Source organism: Microbacterium sp. S308A+ (assembly GCF_049800815.1).
Lineage (GTDB): Bacteria > Actinomycetota > Actinomycetes > Actinomycetales > Microbacteriaceae > Microbacterium.
Window position 1 is genome coordinate 94,666 of sequence record NZ_JBNAFT010000002.1, and the last position, 14,297, is coordinate 108,962.

A 14,297-nucleotide genomic window follows, 5' to 3' on the forward strand; every position below is an offset into this window, starting at 1 on the left:
CCTTCTGCCGATCGTCTGGGTGATTTTCGGGGTCTGACCGCGCGCTCATGGGGGCGGGCGGGGATGATCGTGGGTGGATGGTCGCGCGCCCCGGTGCCCCTTCACCATCGGGGACGTCTTTCGTCTCGGCGACTGTCCAGGGCCCTCACTCGCCGTCCGTGTGGGGGCCCTTCTTCTTTCGCCCTGACGCGCCCTTCTCCTGTGGTGTCGGGCAATCCGGTCCGGGTGCTGTCGTGTGGTGGCATCTCGGGGAGGGATTCGTTCTAATAATGCTAGTGTGATCAGATCACTATGAAAAGGAGACGAATGTGATCGAGAACCGGGGAAGGCGTGCTCGCGGAGGTCGCGTCATGGTGGGGTGCGGCCTGGCAGCGAGCCTCGTCCTTGGCGTCGCGGCCGTGCCCGCCCACGCCGCGGAGGCTGTGCCTGCGGAGGCGAGCGTCGTATCCGCAGACACGCCCTGTGGCTACCAGTACCGAACCTTCGAGGCGTACGGAGAGAACGAGTACCAGTTCGGAAGGTTTCGCGTCGACGTCGAAGCGCTCCGCGACGACTGCGACAAGCCGAGCAGGCTCCGGGTCACCGTGACCGCGAACGACCTGCAGTACTACTGGCGCAACCCGCTGATCGGCTACCTCCCCGTCATCAACAAGCTCAACTGGTGGCACAACAACAGCGACGTGACGCTGCAGGCGGACATCTCCGTGCTGCGAAACGGCGTCAACACGGTCGGGCATGTGACGAAGGTCGAGCGGCACGCGAGTGAGGCTGACGGCTCGCTCACCGACCTGCAGGTCAGCCACGAGTTCGAGCTGTACGGCGTGGCTGGTGACTACACGGTCGACGTGACGCCGCTGGTGCGCGGGATGTACTGGGGCGGAGATCCGGTCAAGGGCAGGAAGTCGGACCTGTACCCGGACACGAAGAGGCTGACCATCGCCGTGGGAAACATTTCGTGATCCTGGCGGGCGCCGGAGCCCGCGTGGCTTCGTCGGTGGTGGCGACGGCGGCAGGAGTTGCCGTCGCCGCCGGTCTCCTCGCGCCGCCCGCTTCCGCGTCGAGCGGAGAGCAGTCCCTGTCGTCTCCTCCGATCTCGGTGGGGGCGGAATATCAGGGGGCGCTGCCGGCCGAGTTCTACGTCGTGGACGAGCGGCCTCCGGAGGTGGTGTTCCGGGAGGGGATTGCGCCTCCCCGGATGGTCACGGGGGCGGCGCTCCCGCACGATCTCGTTCGGCATGCCTGGGCCCCCGACCAGGAGGTGGCCGGGTTCGTCCGCGCGGCGGGGAGCCCGACGGGGGCGCTGCGCCTCCTCCGCGGGCGGACCGTGCCGGTGTGGGTCTACCGTGTCGCGCCCGGACCCGACCTGCACCAGCTGCGGCAGAGCATGCGCGCCGTGGCGGATGCGGCGTGGGCGCGATCGGCCGCAGCGTTCTGCACCGACGCGGCGGCGCATCTCGACTGGACGCGGTATGCCGAGAGCGCAGAGGAATGGCTTCGGCGAGCGGAGCACATCGGCGGTCGCCGGGACGAATGGGTGGGCACGGACCTGATCTCGCCCGAGCGGATCCAGGGAGCGATGCCGGTGAGGTGGGAAGCGGGGAGAAGAGCGATCACCGGGGAGCCGCTGATCAACGTCCCCGCCCCGGGAAGGCCCGGGCGTGACCTTGGGCTGCTGAACACGCCTGCGACGCGGAGGCTCTTCGCCGGCCTTCCGCCGGCGTACGAGGCGCGTCTGACCGTGGAGTTCGTGGCCCAGTCGGGCGGAGGGCCCGGCGACATCGAGGCGCAGCCGGGGCCTCATCTCCCCTGATCGCGCAGGTGCGCGCCCGCCACAGAATCGGGCCATGGAGCGAGGGGGGCGAGCGGGAGAGGCGCTCGCCCCCCTCTGGCAGGAGGGTCGGGCATATGTCGTCCTGCCGTGAAGTCGAGTGGGGGTGCCTCGACTCCGTTCTGGGGGAGAAGCGCGCGGTATTCGCATCGCGGTTCTCCGGTGCGCTATTGGGGCTGCTGGAACTGCCGAAGCCAGGTCGTGTCGGTGATGGCTCGATGGAAGGGGAGAACGGCGCCGACGCCGGCGACCGTGGGATGCAGGATGCGCCCCTCCCGCCATATGAAACGCATCGCGAGGAGACGATCGATCCGGCGCTTGTTCACAATCGTCCGAAACGGCACCCAGGATGGGCGGATACGCACCGCGCCTTCTTCGGTCATCGTCCCGGACGTGACGATCTGCTCGAGCATCCGCCGCGTCGCTTCGGCCATCGAGAGACCGAAGACCGCGCCGAGGCGCAATTGCGCGATGAGGTCTGCGTCAACGGTGTCATCCGCCGTCGGAGGCGTTTTGGTGCTCGTCCTTTCTCCGAGCATTGCCGATTCTCTCCTCCGCTGTCGGCGCGGAATGTCGAGAGGGGGCACGCGACGTGTCGATGCATCATCGGAGATCGCCCGATCGAACGGTCCCCGATGCTCGACGGCGGCGACGCGACGACCGGCGTCGTCCATGGTCCAGCGATCAGATCGCGTCGCGGCAACCGACATGGCTCGCACCGAGTGAGCATCGGATGGTATAAGCCTGGCGCAGGATGCGTTTGAACATCGAATCTTTCCCCGCTCTCGTCGAGTCCTCTCCGGACCGCCACGTGGCACATGGAGTGCACCACACGGCTATTGACTCTCAGGAAGGGCTCTCCGGTGGGCGGGGAAGCCGGTTTCGGTGACATTTCGAACGCCATCCAGGGACTTTTTGCGACCTTTGGCAATAGATACGGCGCCTTCTCGTCCCTCTGGCACAAGACTCATGCGACGCTGCGTCCCCTCCGCGGAGGAGGCCGACCCCCCAGGTCGCTTCACCCCTACCACCCGAATTTTGAGATGATGCCCACCCCTTCAGAGCAGAAGCAGCCCACCTTCGACGTCCTCGGCTGGCGCCCCCGGGCCCTGGCCCCGGCGCGTTCCTCCATCGACTACGCTCAGACCGCGACGTGGACCGTCGCGCGCCTCTGGTCCACCGCCGGCAGCCTAGAGACCTCGGGAGGTGATCGCGGATCCAGCCGGATCATCCTCAGTGTCGACGGCAGCGCATCGATCCTCTATGCGGAGACCCGGATAACACTCGAGCCACGGCAGATGATCATCCTTGACGATGCCCTTCCGGTCGTCACGGAGAACGACGCCCTCTGGGCGCGCTGCGAGTGGCTCCTGCGATCTCCGACCCTTCAGCACCAGCGTCTCTCTCCGTATTTCCATCGTCCGATCGATATTCCGCAGGAGTATCGCCACCTCTTCACCGGCGTCACCAACAGCATCAGCACCAGCCCCGATATCGCCTCCGGCCTCGGGTCCAGTGCGCTCCTGGAGACATTGGCCTCGACGGTCACCGCGGCGATCATGGACGCGGTCGGCGCCCCGGTTGCGTTGACCCCGGCTGCATCGTCGCTTTTCCATGATGCGATGCGTCGTATCGACGCACAGTTCCATGACGTTTCCTTCAGCGTCTCTCACCTGGCCGAGCAGATGTCCATCTCGACGACACATCTGCATCGTGTGTTCGCCGCTGCGGGAACGACGCCGAGACAGGAGCTGGAGATCAGGCGTGTTGTCGCGGCCAGGACGATTCTGGGCGCCGCGCCCACGCGAGGGAAGGTCGCGCTCGACGATCTCGCGCGCCGGGCGGGCTTCTCCTCCTCGAAGCACATGCAGGTGGCGCTCCGGCGTCAGCGCACACGCAGCGAATCGGAGTGACGGTGTCGACGATCCTCCTCCCGGAACGCCCGCCGGCTGCCGGGAGGAGGGAGACCGTCGCGGTCGGCGGGAGCCGGGTCGCCGCCTTCCTCTCGTTCCTGGGGAGTCTCTCGGCTGCGATCGCGATCGTGCTCATCTGGGCGGCGCGGTCGACCGTGGACCGTGCTGTCTACGTGAGCGAGATGGGGGCTCCGGGGCAGCCGACGGAGGCGGCGTTCCGTGTGGCGTTGACCATGGTGGCGCTCGCGGGGGTGCTCATCGGCGTCTTCGGCCCTCGCGCACGGAGCGACCGCCGTCTCCCCGGCCTCAGCGGGGTCCTCGGCGGCGGAGGGGTCTGCTTCGCCGTCGCGGCGTTCGTCCCCTGCACCTCCGGGTGCCCGGCCCCAGGCAGTCCCGCCTTCACCCTGCAGGACCTGGTCCACATCTCCGCGGCGATCGTCGGCTTCGTCCTCGCCTGCGTCGCGATGGTCCTGGTGACGGCGTTCGACGTCTCCCGCTTCGGGCTCTTCTCCCTGGCGGCGGGCGGGACGATCGCGGTCGTCGCCGGATCGGGAGGGCTCCTGTCCCTGACCCGTACGGCGACGACGTTCGGCGCCCTCTGCGAGTTCGCGGCGACGACGCTCGGACTGCTCTGGCTCCTGACGCTGGGGCTGCGGCTCGGCGCCTCCGTGCTCCTCTCAGGCGCCGACGGATCCTCCCGGAGGCGTCAGACCGGGAGGCGGTAGAGCTCCTCGATGGCCAGCTCGGCGCCGATCGCGTCGCGCTCCGCCACACAGCTCTGCAGTCGCTTGTGCAGGTCGATGGCCCTGTCCCAGTTGATCTGATCGGCGACGTTGGAGATCTTCAGAAGGAACGTGGTGGCGTCGATGATGTCCCGGGCGAAGTTTGCGATGACCGGATTCGGACACCGCTCCACGAGCAACCGGGTCAGGGCCGTCCCCGCCTCGTAGAGCGCCGAGATGTCACGAGCGATCGACGCGCTGAGCACGTCCTCCACGCGGGCGACGGCCTCGTCGCGCCCCGCGTCGTCAAGCGAGGGCACCGTGATCCGGACGATCCCGCCGAGGAGGGTGCCCAGCACCTGGATGTGATCGTCGATGTGCGTGCTGTTGGGAGTGGCCACGCGGGTGTAGCGCTGAGGCTCCGTCTCGATGAGCCCGACACGCGTGAGCTCGCCGAGTGCTTCACGGAGAGGTGTCCGTGAGATTCCGAGCCAGGTCTGCAGCTTCGCATCGTTGAGACGTTCACCGGGCTGGAACTCCCCGGTGAGGATCGCGTGCTTGATCCGCGCGACCGCCATCTCCTTGAGCTGCAGACGACCTGAGCCAAAAGATCGATCCACCATGACGCAACCTCCACATCCTGCCGTCCCTAGACATACTAGGTGAAGCAGGAGGAGGCTCGGCGCGCTCCCGGCCTCAGCTCCAGCTCACGGTGACCATGCCGGGTGCGCCGTCGGTCCTCTCCGGCGTCTGCGTTCCCGCGCTGAAGGCGCCGGTGGCGCTGCCGGCGGCGAGGAAGCTGCTGCCGGCACCGCCGCTCCCGCCGAGGTTCACGTAGTTGCGATCGGGAGAGTAGGAGCTGCCGCCGCCACCGCCGCCCGCGTAGCCGCCGCCCCCGCCGCCGCCGGTCGCGCCGGCGATCTCGTCCCGGGGGAGCGAGGCCCCGTCGCCGCCGTTCCCTCCGCCGGTCGCGCCGCTGCCGAAGGCGCCGCCGGAGAGGCCCGCCTTGGTGGTCTGGCCCGTGTTGTCCGTGCCGCCGGCGCCGCCCACGCCCCCGACCGCGGCGAAGCCTCCCGCCGCTCGACGATCGGGGTTGGGCGGGTCGGAGTAGTTCTTGTCGGTGCCGTGCTGGGCGGTCTGCCCTGCGCTCCCGCCATGGGCGTTGTTGGCGAGCCACCCTCCGAAGCCGGTCAGCCACGCCGCCCCGGCGCCGCCGCCACCGCCCGCCACGACGAGCGGGACGTCGGTGAGGATCGCGGATCCGCCGCCGCCTCCGGCGCCGTTCCAGCGGACCCCGGAGCCGGGGGATCCGGGGAAGTCGGCGCCGAAGGCGTTCCCGCCGTTCCCGTATCCGGTGCCGCCGCGCCCGGTCGTGCCGTAGCCCTGCCCGCCGCCGCCTCCGGCGACGAGAGTGAGCTGCCGGCCGGCGACGCCCTGCAGGGTGCCGCTGATCACCGCACCGGCGCCACCGAGGTCTTCGCCGCCGTTCCCGGAGTTGTTGCCGCCGCCCCCGCCCCCGCCGATCACGGTGAAGGTCACGGTGGTCGCGCAGGCAGGGATGTCGATCACGGTGGTCTGCCCGGTCGACCCGTTGGCGGTGAGCGTCCGAGAGCCCGTGCAGGCCGTGGAGGCGGTGGCGGCCGGGACCGCCACCGCTGTCGCGATGATCGGCACCGACCAGGCTGCGCCCTTCACGATCGTGCGCCGCGGGACGGATGCCACGTCGGGGAGGGGGGCGTCGGGGGCGGTGTCTGGGATCTCGATGTCGTTCATCGTTCGTTCCTTGGGGAGGAGAGAGGGGGCCTCCTCGGGAGAGAGGCCGCGCTGTCCATTGATGACAGAAGTCGGGCGCTGTGCGCCGGGTCGGCGGACAGGAGGGGACGTTCTGGGGCGATGGAAGGGAGAATCTCGGGACACCGGGGGGCGCCGGTGTCCCGAGATCGCGAGGCGTCCTCTCCGCCGGCGGCCCGTGCGCCCGAGGGGGAGGGTGCACGGGCCGGCGCCGACGGCGTCCAGACGTTCCCGCATCGCGGCCGCTCGGAGGGGATCGAGGGCCGCGCCCTCCTTCCTGCTGGGACCAGTCTCAGCAGATCTGAAGGAGGGCGTATAGATAATACTAGTCTAATCAGATGAGAGAACCCTGAGCGTGGCCCTGATCACGGACGAAGGGAGACGGAAGGAGCGTCATGAAGCAGTTCAACGGTGTCCGAGATCGTGGAGGTCTGCGAGGGGTGCGACGGGGAGGGGCGGCCGCTCGGCGCCGGCGCTGCCGTCCTGCGGCACCCCTGGCGCTTCTTGTCGCGCTGTCGATGGCCGCCCCTGTGGTCGCTCCCATCGCGCTCGCGGACGAGCATTCTGCGATGCGATCGCCGGCGGGCTCTGCAGACCCCAGTCGTCTTCCCGAGGCGCATTATGAAGGGGAGCTGCCGACGGTGCTCTACCGCGTGGACACGCGGCCGCCGGAGGAGGTCTTCCGGGACGGGTTCTCGGCGTGGGGGAGTGATCTCGATCTCGTGCGGCACACCATCAACACGCAGGACCGCTCGTCGGGCTTCGTGGCGACCACGTCGGATCTCGCGGCGGCGAACAGGATCGCCAACGACTACCTCGCGCAGACCGACGCCAGCGGCGGACGCAGGTATCGCACCGTGTGGGTGTACCGGATCGCTCCCGACGCCGACATGCACAACGTCGCGCAGAGCCTGCGGCAGATCGTCGCGCGGGTGCAAGGTCGCGTCGATGCGCGAAAGCGGCAGCTGGCCGCGGTCGCATGCGGGAGCGATGCATGGCACGCCCTGCAGCGCGAGGTGCTGACCTGGGAGATGTACCTCGAGTACGCCGTGTTCGCGCAGCGGCAGTTCGAAGGGCAGGGCGAGTGGGTGAGCACGGCGGTCATCCTCGGCGAGCGTGTCGAGGCGGCCGTCCCCGTCGTCCGTGCCGACGGGATCCTGAGCGCCGGGGAGCGGCTGTGGCAGGGGGCACAGCGCCCGGAAGGCTTCGACCGGGCGTTGATGAGCATCCCGCCGAGCCGTGACCTGCTGACGGCCATCCCGGAGGACGAGGCCCGGCTGAAGGAGCTGGAGAGGGCCATTCGTCCCATCGTGCAGGCCTTCCTCCGCGGTGGCGGGGCGGGGTCGGGCCGGGACGCTCCGGAGGAAGGCGTCGGCGCCGGCGCCTAAGGGTCCGACAGCGCTCCTGGTAGTATAATCAGACTAGTCTGATTAGGCTGGAACAGCAGTATGGAGGAAAAGCAGTGAACATTCGTCGTAGTACTTGTCGTCGTGGTCTCGCCCTGGTGAGCGGCCTGTCCCTGGCGTCGCTCGCCCTCGCGGCCTCGGTCGTGACGGCCGTGCCGGCCGCCGCGGAGGAGGGCAAGCCGGCGGTAGCGGTCGCCGCTCCGCAGAGCGACGCCGCGATCCTCCCCTACTCGAAGATCGTCCATGCGGTCTCGGAGGACGAATGGCAGCGCGGCGACTTCGAGATCCGTGCCGGGAAGGAGATCACCGACGGTCGGACGAGCGGCATCACCGTGAACGTCAAGGTCTCGAACCTGGAGCACCGTCGGGGCCTGGGAGGCTGGTTCTCGATCTGGAAGCACGGCACGGACAACGTCAGCCTGGACGCCGACGTCGTGGTGCTGCGGGACGGGCAGCTGGTGGGAAGCCATCGCCTGTCGAGCTTCGGCAGCAACGTGGAGGACCTCTCGGCCAGCTACACGTTCTCCACCGGGGGCATCCCCGGCCACTTCGAGGTGGCGGTCCAGCCGGTCGTGAAGGGGATCTACTGGGGCGGCACGAACGAGACGTTCAAGTCCGACCTCTACCTCAAGACGGAGAAGATCGAGCTGACGGTGGCCGAGTGAGGGTGAGGGTGCCGGTGCCGCGCCCACAGCGGCGCATCGCCTGCAGCTGCCTGACGGCGGTGACCCTCGTGGTCGGGGGGATCGCGCTGCCGCTGGCCGGAGCGATCGCTGCGCCGTCGCCCGCGCACGCGGTCGGCGACTGCCTCTCCTGCGGGGAGGAGCGTTACGACGGCGAGCCGCCCTCGATCCTCTACCGGGTCTCGCGGCTGTCCCCGTCGGAGGTCTTCTCGCGCGGATTCACCCCGTCCGGGAGAGACATGGACCTCCTGAGGCACACCATCGGAGGCAGCTACAACGCCGCCTCCGGATACATCGCGACGACCTCGAGCATCGCGTCCGCGGCCAGGATCGCGAACACGATGCTCCAGGGGCGCGAGCGGGTCTGGATCTACGAGATCCGGGCGGAGAGCTACATGTACAACGTGGAGCAGAGCCTGGACCGTCTGGAGCGTCTGGCGCGGAACAGGGCGGGAGGCTCCCGCGACCCCCGCGATCGCTGCGCGTGGACCCAACATGCGGAACGGATCCAGGCCGTCATCGCCCGCTATGCGCACCAGGAGGAGTGGGTGGCGACGGCGGCCATCAGGTCGGCCAACATCCATTTCGCCTGGGAGGTGGACCATGCGCTGCCCCCCACCATGCAGGCTCTCGACACGCTCGCGACGATCCCCCAGGAGCCGAGGGTCTATCGCCACGGCACGACGAGAGCGAGCGACCGGCTCATCGGGACGCTCCCGAAGGAGCTGGATCTGGGTCCGATCGACGGTGCGCCCCGGGTGCAGGGGCCGAGCGGATCGAACGGCGGATGAGCCCGTGTGATCGGGGCTCTCGAGAAAGGAAGAGACCAATGACAACGAAGAGATGGATGCGGACCGGCGGGGCATGGGCGGCGGCCCTCGCCGTCGTGGCCGTGTGTGCGCCGATCGCGCACGCGTCGTCCGCGGAGGGCGTGACGATGGCCGCGGCCGCCGGTGCCGCCGCGGCGCCGGGCGGTCCCGCGGACGACGAGTCCCGCGACAGGCGGAGCGCGCGCGACCCCTGGATGCTGGTGTCGCGGAACATCCCCGTGGTGAAGACGGGAGACCCGAAGAACCCGCTCTGGGTCGACGAGCGATGCTCGATGCCGATGCGGCTCAGCCTGGGTGGGAAGACCATCGGGGAGACTCTGTCGATGAGCTTGACGCACAACGACCGGGGGAAGGCGTTCTCCGGCCACATCGACTCGAGCAAGCCCGGGAGCGTCCCGATGTGGATCGAGCGGACGGCTCCGATGGTGACCAACGTGACCGACGTCGAGCGATTCGTGGTCGACCCGAAGGTCGGTCCGATCATGGCGGAGAACATGCTCGGCGGCGAACGGCGAGCGGTGTATGCGAAGGGCACGCTGACGCTGCGGGAGACCTTCGTGGACATCGACAGCCGAAGCGACTCCTCCAGGACGGCCCACTCGCTCGACATCTCGATCAACGCGGAGACCCCGTTCAAGACCGTCTTCAGCCTGCTCAAGCTCGAGGGCGGCTACACGGGGACGTGGGAGAAGTCGGACACGCAGGTCGCGACGCATCACGCCAACCTGAATGCGGAGACCACCCTGGAGATCGAGTGGCTGATCGTGCCGGCGCCCGTCTCGCAGAACTACGGGGATCTCTACATGAAGATCCTCTGAGCCCGGTGGTGGAGGAGGAGGCTCCGGATCGCGCAGGCGGCCCGGAGCCTCCTGTTTCGCTGCGGGTGTGAGGCGCCGGTTCGATGCCGTTCGAAAGATCACCTCTTCGGTCTCAAGATCTCCCCTGTCGAAGGTCTACGGGCGGACGGGCTTCCGCGCAGTTGGTACGAAAGTGGCGGAGGCGACGAAGTTCGATGCGAGAGTGTCGCCGGAGACGAGAGGGAGAGGCTTCCTGCGATGGAGAACGCAGAGCGCGGAACGGACGGCAGGGACGACCGGAGACCGGGCGTCCCTCGGCGGACTCTGGTGAAGGGTGCGGCGTGGACCGTTCCGGTGATCGCGGCCACGGTGGTGGTTCCCGCCACCTCGGCGTCTGTGGTCCCGGCGCCGTGCGTGCCGGGCGGAGCCTCCGTCCAGGCCGTCGACGGCTGGGCGGGGGCGGGGATCCGGCGGCAGACCGTGACCATCCCGGCCGGTGCGACGAACATCCGCTTCACCGTTCGCGGCGGCGACGGGTGGTACTCGCTGGGTGCGCTCGTGACCGGGATGCTCACCCCGACAGGCTCTGCGCCGCTGGAGGTCGAGATCATCGCGGGTCAGCACGGGGTGTCCGGCGGTCCGCACCTCCCTTACCCGCTCGAGGCCTATCGGACGTACGGCTATGGTCGGGGAGGGGTGGCCGTCCCTGACCATCTGACCTATCAATCGGCCGGCGCCGGATCGGCGATCGCCCGCACCGACACCGGCGAACCCCTGGTCGTCGCCGGCGGAGCAGGAAGCAGCTCAAACGGGTTTGGCGGTGCGCAGATCGGCACCGGGAACGGCAACGCCGGTCTGACGGCGGAGAGCGGCCACGGTCAGTATTCGGTCCATGGCCAGCTCTGGGCTGGGGCGAGCGGCGGCGCGGTCGGCGCGCTCCCCGGTCTCGGCGGACAGGGTGGGGTGACCGCAGGCCGGGAGAGCGAGGTCGCCGGCGTCATCGTCGACCCGGGAGGCAGCGGAACTGCCCCCTCGGTGGACGGAGGACATGGCGGTGACGGCGGATTCGCCGCATGGACCGACGGCGTCGGCTGGGGTGGTGGGGCCGGCGGCGGAGGCTATGCCGGCGGTGGAGGGGGCGGGGTCGTGATCGCTACGCATAACGGTCACAGGGATGGCACTGCTGCCTTCGGTGGTGCCGGCTCGAGCTATGTGTCCACCGGCGGTGAGGTGCTCAGCTCTCGCATCGTAACCGCGACGCCGCCGGCGAACGAGAGCCTCGTGCACGGGATGGTGCAGGTGTTCTGGGACTGCGTCTAGACGGATCGTCGGAGAAGTGGGGGGGGGGGGGGGGGGGGGGGGGGCCCGCGCCGCCCGCCACGCGCGCGGAGCGCCACGGGTCGGGTGGTTGGGGCGCGGGGCCCCCGGGGGGGGGGGGGGGGGGGGGGGGGGGCCCCCCCCCCCCCCCCCCCACTTCGCTCACTTGCGGATCGGCTCGCCGCTGGGGGTGAGCACGAACCAGACGCCCGCGACGTCCTGGCCCTTCGTATCGCCGGCGGCCTTGTCGCCGGCGAAGTAGTAGAGCGGCCAGCCGTTGAGGGTCAGCTGCGGCTTGCCGTCGGTGCCCTGCGTGGTGCCGACCTTGCCGGTGATCCCCTCGAGCGCGACCTTGGCGTCACCCGGCACGGCCGGCCAGTTCGCGGCGCACTCGCCGCTGCAGGTCGACGGTCCGCCCTGGGTGTCCTTGTCGTACTGGTAGACGACGCGGCCGCCGTTGTCGGTGACGATCGTGCCCAGCGAGCTGCTCTTGGTGACGAGCCCGAATCCCGATGCCGACGGCGAGGACGTGCTCATCGTCGACGACGACGAGCTCTGCGACGCGGCCGGCGAGGGAGAGCCCGTCGTGCTGCTGGTGCCCGGTGTGCACGCAGTCAGCGCGAGCGCGGTGATCGAAGCGACCACGAGGCCGGTGAGGACCTTCCTCTTCATGGGTGTTTCCTTTCGTTGGCGGACCGTCGGTATGCGGCCGTCTGGAGGTGATACGAGAGGTGGCCGTCCGCGGTTCACCTCGGTGGCGAGATCGGTGAGGATCTCGTGCCCGCCGCGGCGTGGCGGAGTCGGTCAGCGCGAGATCCCGTGCCGGAGCGCGGTGGCCCGAAGCGCTCTAATGCCGTAGTGCACCCGCGACTTCGCCGTCCCCTCCGCGATCCCCAGCTCCCTGGCCAGCTCGGTGGTGCTCCGTTCGGCGAAGAAGGAGTGGACGACCGCCTCGCGCTGTCGGTCGCCGAGGGTGCGGAGCAGGTCGCGGACCAGGATTCTCGTGTGCACCTTCTCGACGTCGTCGGGGGCCAGCCGTTCCGGTGCCGGCTCGTTCTTGACCTCGTGCCGGTTGCGCGCGCTGCGCGCCTGGTCGATGACGAGATTGCGCGCGACGGTGAACATCCAGGCGCGCACCATGCTCGGGTCGTCGTTCAGGATGTGCTTGTGCTGCCAGGCGCGGAGGAAGACCTCTTGGGCGATGTCGTCCGCGTCATCGCGGTTCCTGGTGCGAGCGATGACATGACGCAGGACCGCCGCGTAGTGGCGGGTGAACAGCTCGCGGAGGGCCTCGGCCTCCCGCGCCGCGTCCTCGTCCAGCGGTGCACGGAATACTGATCGCTCGTTCATAAATTCTGACGATAGGCGTGACGATCCGGCCCCGAGGGGTTCCTTCGCAAATATCCCATTGAACGTCGCCAACCCTCCCCTCGTGTCCGTGGGTATGATCAACGACCTGCAACAGCTCATCGGGCTTCCGATCCACCCTCTGCTCGTCCACGGCGTCGTGGTGCTCGCGCCCCTCAGCGCGCTCGCGCAGATCCTCACGGTGTTCTCGTCGCGGCTCCGGCGCCGCCTGGGCGTCATCACGCCGTTGAGCGCGCTGCTCGTGGCGGTGCTCATGCCGATCACCATGCTGGCCGGCGAGGAGCTCGCGAAGCTCACCGGTCCGCTCCCTGCCGTGGAGAAGCACGCGGGGTTCGCCACCGTGCTGCTCCCGTGGACGGTGGCGCTCTTCATCGCCTCCGCGGCGTGGTGGAGCTGGTTCCGGTGGGGCGAGGAGAAGGTCCGCCACGACCGGCCGGGGGCGGCCACGACGGTGTCCGTGGTGATCGCCGTCGTGCTGTGCGTCGCCGCGGTGGGCACCGTGCTCTTCACCGTGCTGACCGGCGACGCGGGGGCGAGGGCGGTCTGGGGAGGCCTGCTGGGCTGACGGCGGGCAGGTATCCAAGGAAAAGAGCCGGGCCCCGCGAGGCGGGACCCGGCTCTTTGACGTCGGGCGCCGCGATGCGGGGCCCGACGTCTGTCACTTCGCCACGAAGTCGTACACGACCACGTCTGCGAGGTAGGGGCCGACGAAGTCCTTGAACTCGGCGTGCGCCGGCTCGAAGTACTTCGGGTCGGTCACGACCGGCGTGCCGACGTAGTAGTTCCGGTCCCCCTCGGACTTGAACTCGACGATGAAGCCGGCCTCCATGTTCTTGCCGGCCTTCTCGCCACTGATCTGCGGACCGCTGACGAGCGAGACGATGTACGGCTTGCCGTCCCTGACCGCTTCGGTGGACAGGGCCCGGAAGCGGTTGGCGATCTGGTCGATGGTCTCCTGCGACGTCCCTGGCTTGTACGAGAAGAGGACGACGTGCTCGACCTTGCCCGGCTTGTAGTCCGGCGCGGTGAAGGCCGCCGGGCCGACCTCGTCCAGCTCCTTCTGCAGCTGCGCCGCCGCGGCCGCGTCGGTCGGCGCGACCGTCGGCGTCGGCGAAGGCGTCGTCGCGCCCGAGGCCGCCGCCGAGGCGGACGGCGTCGCCGACGACGTGCTCGCCGGGCTCGTGCAGCCGGCCAGGGCGGCGCCGCCCACGAGCAGCACCCCCGCGACCGTGAGCTTCATCCATGTGCGTACGATCATGTTGCGTTTACCCCCGAATGATGTCGTCCCGACTGCGAGGTTCGCCGTCGGGCTGGGGGGAATCTATCTCCGCGATCCCCGGAGGAACCGAGCCCCGCCTCGACAGCGGTGGAACCTCACCTGAATCGCCTCGAATGCTCCCATGGCCGGTTTCGCGGGGAGATACGACCGTACACTCGACCGCGACTTGTCAGCGTCGTCCGTTTCTCGCCCCGATCATTCGGAGGGGAAAGCGCCCGGCTCTCCCTCTCGTTCAGGGAAAGCGCTCGTGGAGAGACGACCCGAATGAAGGATGGACAACCGGTGAAGACTCACGACGATGCGAGGGGCACCGCTGCCTCCGCCCGGGAGCATGCCCGTTCGGCCGCTCATCGCGGGGTGGCC

At 69.2% G+C, this 14,297-nt stretch carries 16 protein-coding genes; 10 read left to right on the forward strand and 6 right to left on the reverse strand.

Annotated elements, in window-relative coordinates; translation table 11 throughout:
* Nucleotides 1-308 precede the first annotated feature (308 nt).
* A complete protein-coding gene (locus tag ACP15J_RS06245) occupies nt 309-959 on the forward strand; it encodes a hypothetical protein (protein WP_424936153.1) in 651 nt (216 codons plus the stop codon).
* Complete coding sequence (locus ACP15J_RS06250; protein ID WP_424936154.1) at nt 956-1,810, forward strand: hypothetical protein; 855 nt, start codon at nt 956-958, stop codon at nt 1,808-1,810. Before ACP15J_RS06245 ends, ACP15J_RS06250 begins: the two co-directional genes overlap by 4 nt.
* 185 nt (nt 1,811-1,995) lie before the next feature.
* On the opposite strand, the gene ACP15J_RS06255 is transcribed toward ACP15J_RS06250, so the two are convergent.
* Nucleotides 1,996-2,538 carry a hypothetical protein gene (locus tag ACP15J_RS06255; protein WP_424936155.1) on the reverse strand — a complete coding sequence of 181 codons (543 nt, stop codon included), beginning with the start codon at nt 2,536-2,538 and terminating at the stop codon, nt 1,996-1,998.
* A 336-nt stretch (nt 2,539-2,874) separates the two neighbouring features.
* Here ACP15J_RS06255 and ACP15J_RS06260 point away from each other — a divergent pair, with 336 nt between their 5' ends.
* Nucleotides 2,875-3,741, forward strand: coding sequence for a hypothetical protein (locus ACP15J_RS06260; RefSeq protein WP_424936156.1), 867 nt, complete (start codon nt 2,875-2,877; stop codon nt 3,739-3,741).
* A 2-nt stretch (nt 3,742-3,743) separates the two neighbouring features.
* Nucleotides 3,744-4,466, forward strand: coding sequence for a DUF998 domain-containing protein (locus tag ACP15J_RS06265; protein WP_424936157.1), 723 nt, complete (start codon nt 3,744-3,746; stop codon nt 4,464-4,466).
* On the opposite strand, the gene ACP15J_RS06270 is transcribed toward ACP15J_RS06265, so the two are convergent.
* Nucleotides 4,448-5,086: a GntR family transcriptional regulator gene (locus ACP15J_RS06270; RefSeq protein WP_424936158.1), complete on the reverse strand. Its 639-nt coding sequence runs from the start codon at nt 5,084-5,086 to the stop codon at nt 4,448-4,450. The two genes, ACP15J_RS06265 and ACP15J_RS06270, sit on opposite strands and share 19 nt — an antisense overlap.
* Before the next feature lie 73 nt (nt 5,087-5,159).
* Nucleotides 5,160-6,236, reverse strand: a complete 1,077-nt coding sequence (locus ACP15J_RS06275; RefSeq protein WP_424936159.1) for a hypothetical protein — start codon at nt 6,234-6,236, stop codon at nt 5,160-5,162.
* A gap of 413 nt (nt 6,237-6,649) precedes the next feature.
* On the opposite strand from ACP15J_RS06275, the gene ACP15J_RS06280 reads away from it, so the two are divergent.
* The 5 genes from ACP15J_RS06280 to ACP15J_RS06300 all read left to right on the forward strand — a co-directional run bounded on the left by ACP15J_RS06280 (nt 6,650) and on the right by ACP15J_RS06300 (nt 11,290).
* The gene (locus ACP15J_RS06280; RefSeq protein ID WP_424936160.1) at nt 6,650-7,642 is read left to right on the forward strand and encodes a hypothetical protein; all 993 of its coding nucleotides are present in this window, start codon (nt 6,650-6,652) and stop codon (nt 7,640-7,642) included.
* A gap of 74 nt (nt 7,643-7,716) precedes the next feature.
* Entirely contained in the window at nt 7,717-8,325 is a 609-nt protein-coding gene (locus ACP15J_RS06285) for a hypothetical protein (protein WP_424936161.1), read from the forward strand.
* A 14-nt stretch (nt 8,326-8,339) separates the two neighbouring features.
* Nucleotides 8,340-9,134 carry an enterotoxin A family protein gene (locus tag ACP15J_RS06290; protein ID WP_424936162.1) on the forward strand — a complete coding sequence of 265 codons (795 nt, stop codon included), beginning with the start codon at nt 8,340-8,342 and terminating at the stop codon, nt 9,132-9,134.
* A gap of 38 nt (nt 9,135-9,172) precedes the next feature.
* A complete protein-coding gene (locus ACP15J_RS06295; protein WP_424936163.1) occupies nt 9,173-9,991 on the forward strand; it encodes a hypothetical protein in 819 nt (272 codons plus the stop codon).
* 237 nt (nt 9,992-10,228) lie between these two features.
* Nucleotides 10,229-11,290 (forward strand): hypothetical protein, encoded by a 1,062-nt coding sequence (locus ACP15J_RS06300; protein ID WP_424936164.1) that lies wholly within the window; start codon nt 10,229-10,231, stop codon nt 11,288-11,290.
* A gap of 159 nt (nt 11,291-11,449) precedes the next feature.
* Here ACP15J_RS06300 and ACP15J_RS06305 read toward each other — a convergent pair whose 3' ends face one another.
* Both ACP15J_RS06305 and ACP15J_RS06310 read right to left on the reverse strand, forming a co-directional pair.
* Nucleotides 11,450-11,959: a hypothetical protein gene (locus ACP15J_RS06305; RefSeq protein WP_424936165.1), complete on the reverse strand. Its 510-nt coding sequence runs from the start codon at nt 11,957-11,959 to the stop codon at nt 11,450-11,452.
* A gap of 132 nt (nt 11,960-12,091) precedes the next feature.
* Nucleotides 12,092-12,637 carry a sigma-70 family RNA polymerase sigma factor gene (locus ACP15J_RS06310; RefSeq protein WP_424936166.1) on the reverse strand — a complete coding sequence of 182 codons (546 nt, stop codon included), beginning with the start codon at nt 12,635-12,637 and terminating at the stop codon, nt 12,092-12,094.
* Nucleotides 12,638-12,719: 82 nt separating this feature from the next.
* Here ACP15J_RS06310 and ACP15J_RS06315 point away from each other — a divergent pair, with 82 nt between their 5' ends.
* Nucleotides 12,720-13,220 (forward strand): DUF2231 domain-containing protein, encoded by a 501-nt coding sequence (locus ACP15J_RS06315; RefSeq protein WP_424936167.1) that lies wholly within the window; start codon nt 12,720-12,722, stop codon nt 13,218-13,220.
* Between the two features lie 93 nt (nt 13,221-13,313).
* Here the strand turns inward: ACP15J_RS06315 and ACP15J_RS06320 are convergent, their stop codons facing one another.
* A complete protein-coding gene (locus tag ACP15J_RS06320) occupies nt 13,314-13,913 on the reverse strand; it encodes a Dabb family protein (protein ID WP_424936168.1) in 600 nt (199 codons plus the stop codon).
* Nucleotides 13,914-14,297: the final 384 nt, after the last annotated feature.

What these genes read in the sequence shown, in the direction of transcription:
- ACP15J_RS06255 (WP_424936155.1), bottom strand. Translation starts at nt 2,538, where the DNA reads ATGTCGGTTGCCGCGACGCGATCTGATCGCTGGACCATGGACGACGCC.
- ACP15J_RS06260 (WP_424936156.1), top strand. Translation starts at nt 2,875, where the DNA reads ATGCCCACCCCTTCAGAGCAGAAGCAGCCCACCTTCGACGTCCTCGGC.
- ACP15J_RS06270 (WP_424936158.1), bottom strand. Translation starts at nt 5,086, where the DNA reads ATGGTGGATCGATCTTTTGGCTCAGGTCGTCTGCAGCTCAAGGAGATG.
- ACP15J_RS06275 (WP_424936159.1), bottom strand. Translation starts at nt 6,236, where the DNA reads ATGAACGACATCGAGATCCCAGACACCGCCCCCGACGCCCCCCTCCCC.
- ACP15J_RS06280 (WP_424936160.1), top strand. Translation starts at nt 6,650, where the DNA reads ATGAAGCAGTTCAACGGTGTCCGAGATCGTGGAGGTCTGCGAGGGGTG.
- ACP15J_RS06295 (WP_424936163.1), top strand. Translation starts at nt 9,173, where the DNA reads ATGACAACGAAGAGATGGATGCGGACCGGCGGGGCATGGGCGGCGGCC.
- ACP15J_RS06300 (WP_424936164.1), top strand. Translation starts at nt 10,229, where the DNA reads ATGGAGAACGCAGAGCGCGGAACGGACGGCAGGGACGACCGGAGACCG.
- ACP15J_RS06305 (WP_424936165.1), bottom strand. Translation starts at nt 11,959, where the DNA reads ATGAAGAGGAAGGTCCTCACCGGCCTCGTGGTCGCTTCGATCACCGCG.
- ACP15J_RS06310 (WP_424936166.1), bottom strand. Translation starts at nt 12,637, where the DNA reads ATGAACGAGCGATCAGTATTCCGTGCACCGCTGGACGAGGACGCGGCG.
- ACP15J_RS06320 (WP_424936168.1), bottom strand. Translation starts at nt 13,913, where the DNA reads ATGATCGTACGCACATGGATGAAGCTCACGGTCGCGGGGGTGCTGCTC.